Raw genomic sequence first — 3,292 nt, 5'->3', positions numbered from 1 at the left:
CGGGCAGCAGCAAGGCGGCGAGGGCCGCCGCGACGGCCATGAGACGGCCCGCCCGCACATCCATGGCGGGCAGGCCTGCGGGGGAATGATCGGTCATCGGGCCACTTCGACAGGAATGAAGGCGGCGCTTGCGATCCCAGGGATCAGAAGCTGAAGGAGAGGGCGAGGCCGGCAATAGCCTGCACCTTCGATCCCTCCTCGACGATCGGGCTGTCGCCGGCGTCTCCAAGATAACGGTTGGCGCCGGCCCGCGCGATCAGCCCCCACCGCCGACTGAGCCGATAGCCCAGGGTCGCGCCCGCGCCGACGTCGCGAAGGCCGCCGCCGGGCCGATAGGCGGCAAGGCCGGACCGCAGCGACTCCTCCGCCGTGACGCCGAAATAGCTGCGCATATATTTGCCGTCGCCATAATTGGCCTGCGCGTCGACATTCACGAAAACCCGACCGCCGCGATAGGCCGCGTAGGAAAGCTGCGCGGTCGCCACCAGGCCGTCATGGCCGTCATTGACGTCCTTGAGCACGGTCAGGTCGACGGCGACCTCCCCCTGCCCCTTTTCATCGCCGCCGAAGCGATAGCCGACGAACCCGCCCAGCTCGACAGCCTGTCCCACATCGTCCAGCAGCTTCACTCGTCCGTCGCCGTCGCTCGAACTGTTGCGCTTGAACCGCAGGTTGATCGCCGGGCCGAACTGCACCGGGCTGTCGCCCAGCAGGTCGAGGCGGGCGCGCAGCCCGCGCAGTTCGAACTCCATCCCCTTCCAGCGCAGGTCGGCTATGCCGAAGGGAATGGGCTGATAGCTTTTGGCGCCGTCATAGGCGGGCGTGGCGCCGGGGCCGAGCGCGATGAAGCCCGAAGGCCCCTTCCCTTCACGCCCGTCCTCCATCTTGCGGCCGCTCTCCGCCGTATCGCCGAGCGCCTCCTGCGCGGCCGCGGGGGCGGAGGCGATGGTGAACAGGGCCAGGAGGGGCCGGATGACAAGTCGTTTCATGCGCAATCTCCAGGGCGACGGCACGATGCCGCCGGTGCCCCACCCGGCTAATGGGGGAAAGGATTTGCGGGCAAAGCGATATTCGCACTTGCACAATTTACTTCGTAAATTTACACTGTACGCACGGCAAATGGACATTCACGATGCACGATTTCGCGAAATTGCATGTCGAGGATTGGGCGAAGCGGCACGGCCTGCTGGCGGGAATCGCGCTGTTGTTCGCGGCCACGCTCGCCTGGCTCGGCGCCTTCGGTTCCCATGATTTCGAACCGTTCGCGCGGGTCGGCTATTGGACCGTCATCTTCCTCGTCCAATATGGGCTGGCCGCCGTGACGATGCCTCTTCTGCGGGCCTGGCCCCCGCTCGCCGCCGGTTCCATGGTCCATCGCGTGGCGCTGGGAACGGCGATCACCTCCGTGCCGATGTTCTTCGTCACCGCCGCCGCCTCTATGTCGGAGGGGACGTGGACCCCGGTTCCCAGCGAAGTGTTCGAACTGATCCTGGCGATATGGATCATCGGCGGGGCCTATCTGTTCCTCTGGGAAAAACTGTCTTCCGCGCCCTTCCCGGCGGGACGGTCCGTCGAAGCGGCGACGCCGCCGATCCCGAACCCGCCGGCAGAGGCCGCGTCCCGGCACGCCCCCGCGACGGACGGCCTGCTGTTCGAACGGTTGCCGCCCGAACTGGGGCGGGACGTCATATGCCTGGGCAATGAGGATCATTATGTCCGCGTGCACACGACCCTGGGCAACGCCCTCATCCTCATGCGCTTCGCCGACGCGCTCGACAGCCTCTCGGCCATGGAGGGCCAGCGGGTCCATCGGTCCTGGTGGGTGTCGCGCAGCGCGGTCGTCCGGATCGACCGTTTCGGCCGCACGGCGCGGCTGCAATTGCGCAACGGCCTGACCGTGCCGGTGTCGCAACCCTATCTCGCGCTTGCGAAAAGGCTCTGGGGTCCGACCCACGGCACGGTCGCGGCATGACCGCCGGGGACGGGCGCCACCCGCGCTGGCAGGGGGGGGAGGCGTTCGCCTCCTCCCAGGCGATCTTTCGAAACGCGGCCCACGCCATGATCCGGGCCGGCAGCCTGTCGACCCTGTCCATGCGCGGCCTTGCGGCGGCGGTCGGGGCCAGCGCCATGACCGCCTATCGCTACTATCCCGACAAGCATGCCCTGATCGCCGATGTGCGCGAGGAGGTGTGGCGGCAATTCGCGGCCTGTCTCGACCGTGCGACGGCCGGCATTTCCGGCGCGGAGGATCGGTTCCGGCGCGCCTGCGACGCCTATGTGCGCTTCGCGCTCGACCGGGAACATGAATTCCGCCTGCTGTTCGAAACCGACAAGCAGGAAACGGCCGCTAGGCCGGAGGGGTCGAGCGACGCCGCGTCCTGGACCCTGCTGACCGGACTGGTCAGGCAACTGATGCCCGACGCGGACCGGGACGAGGTTCTGGAGCAGGCGCACTGGATCTGGGCGAGCCTGCACGGAATGACGATGCTGCATCTTTCCGGCCGGCTGATGCTGGGCCGGTCGCTCGACCAACTGGCCGCGAAGGTGATCGAGGCCCACCTCCAGGCCTTGCGGCAAAGCGCCGGCGGGCGCGCGTCCCCGGTCGCGCCGCTTCCATAGCCGGGACGTCCGCTCCGTCATGGCCGCCGCGTCGGAAGTGGCCCCAGGCGAGAGATTTCATGTCGGAGGCGGAATCCTTGGCACTTGCGCGCTCCCCCGCAGTTCCCTGCCGCAAGGAGGATGCCGTGTCGGACAAGATCGTTTCCATTGGCCTGCTGACCGCGAGGGATCTTGAGCTTCTGGGCCAGGGATTCCGCCGGCACTTTCCCATCAGGGATGACGACCTGTTCAAGGATCTGCTGGCCAAGCTGGACGAGCTGCCGGCACGGCCGGACCCGCGCGCCGATGGCAAGCGGTGAAGGGGCGGCCAAGAAGGCTCGGCCTTTGCCTGCTGCTGGCGGCGATGCTGTTGATCCTTGCCGCCATCGTCGGCCTGATGGTCCATTCCAGCATCGAGGCGCCCGACCCCGCATCGCGTACGCCCAAGGGCGCCATGCCGCCGAAGGGGGAACCGATGCGCCCCGCGGATTAGGCGGCATTGCGGCTCGCCATCTCGCGAAGGCCGGTCGTGCGATAAGGTAGTGCATGCTTGTGGAGGAGGAAAAGATGATCCGCATGTTCCTGGTGGCGGGCAGCCTGCTCGCCGCGGCCTGTTCGGGCGAGCCGGCTTCCGACCGGAACGCCCTCGACGGCGCGGCCATCAACCGGGCGGACGACGCGCCGGGCAACGGCG

The 3,292-nt window shown here is 67.8% G+C and carries 5 protein-coding genes; 4 read left to right on the top strand and 1 reads right to left on the bottom strand.

Annotation, left to right across the window (positions count from 1 at the left end):
- Nucleotides 1–143: 143 nt before the first annotated feature.
- Entirely contained in the window at nucleotides 144–989 is an 846-nt protein-coding gene (locus tag L286_RS27030; RefSeq protein ID WP_020819507.1) for a MipA/OmpV family protein, read from the bottom strand.
- Between the two features lie 143 nt (nucleotides 990–1,132).
- Here L286_RS27030 and L286_RS27025 point away from each other — a divergent pair, with 143 nt between their 5' ends.
- The 4 genes from L286_RS27025 to L286_RS48830 all read left to right on the top strand — a co-directional run bounded on the left by L286_RS27025 (nucleotide 1,133) and on the right by L286_RS48830 (nucleotide 3,091).
- Complete coding sequence (locus L286_RS27025; RefSeq protein ID WP_007686444.1) at nucleotides 1,133–1,972, top strand: LytTR family DNA-binding domain-containing protein; 840 nt, start codon at nucleotides 1,133–1,135, stop codon at nucleotides 1,970–1,972.
- Nucleotides 1,969–2,619, top strand: a complete 651-nt coding sequence (locus L286_RS27020) for a TetR/AcrR family transcriptional regulator (protein WP_020819506.1) — start codon at nucleotides 1,969–1,971, stop codon at nucleotides 2,617–2,619. Before L286_RS27025 ends, L286_RS27020 begins: the two co-directional genes overlap by 4 nt.
- A gap of 125 nt (nucleotides 2,620–2,744) precedes the next feature.
- Nucleotides 2,745–2,918 carry a hypothetical protein gene (locus tag L286_RS27015; protein WP_233431815.1) on the top strand — a complete coding sequence of 58 codons (174 nt, stop codon included), beginning with the start codon at nucleotides 2,745–2,747 and terminating at the stop codon, nucleotides 2,916–2,918.
- Nucleotides 2,915–3,091, top strand: coding sequence for a hypothetical protein (locus L286_RS48830; protein ID WP_193746226.1), 177 nt, complete (start codon nucleotides 2,915–2,917; stop codon nucleotides 3,089–3,091). The genes L286_RS27015 and L286_RS48830 overlap by 4 nt, the downstream gene beginning before the upstream one ends.
- The last annotated feature ends 201 nt before the right edge of the window (nucleotides 3,092–3,292 follow it).

This window comes from Sphingobium sp. HDIP04, assembly GCF_000445085.1.
Lineage (GTDB): Bacteria > Pseudomonadota > Alphaproteobacteria > Sphingomonadales > Sphingomonadaceae > Sphingobium > Sphingobium indicum.
Note: the sequence above shows the minus strand (reverse complement) of the source record. Positions and strands in the feature narration are given on the sequence as shown.